Here is a 744-nt window from a genome sequence, read left to right as displayed (position 1 = left end):
AAATAAATTTCGGGCTAAAAGCTCAAACCATCTAAAGATGGTTAAAAATTCCCAAAATAACCCGTTTTAACGGGTTTAAGCTCTAAGCCGGAAATTGATTTCACGGCTCTATGTAAATGGGGCAGATTTAGCTTTTAACTTAACCTGCTCAAAATCTGAGTTACCCTAAAATAAATTTCGGGCTAAAAGCTCAAACCATCTAAAGATGGTTAAAAATTCCCAAAATAACCCGTTTTAACGGGTTTAAGCTCTAAGCCGGAAATTGATTTCACGGCTCTATCTGGATGGGAAAGGTTGAGCTTTTAACTTAACCCGCTCAAAATCTGAGTTACCCTGAAATAAATTTCGGGCTAAAAGCTCAAACTATCTAAAGATAGTTAAAAATTCCAAAAAATAACCCGTTAAAACGGGTTTAAGCTCTAAGCCGGAAATTGATTTCACGGCTATATTTGGATGGAGCAGATTGAGCTTTTAACTTAACCTGCTCCCAATCTGAGAGTTGCCCTGAAATAAATTTCGGGCTAAAAGCTCAAACTATCTAAAGATAGTTAAAAATTCCCCAAATAACCCGTTAAAACGGGTTTAAGCTCTAAGCCGGAAATTGATTTCACGGCTCAGAGCTTAAAGCATCTAATCCTTGTCTTGATAATCTGGTTCTAAACCCAAAATTGTAGTCCCATAAGAATGATGTTCTTTTTGATTATTCACATAAGCCTTTGCATCTTCCAATTGCTTACCTCCTAA

Origin of the sequence: Planktothrix serta PCC 8927 (assembly GCF_900010725.2) — a bacterium.
Taxonomy (GTDB): Bacteria; Cyanobacteriota; Cyanobacteriia; order Cyanobacteriales; family Microcoleaceae; genus Planktothrix; species Planktothrix serta.
This window is presented reverse-complemented; position numbering follows the sequence as displayed.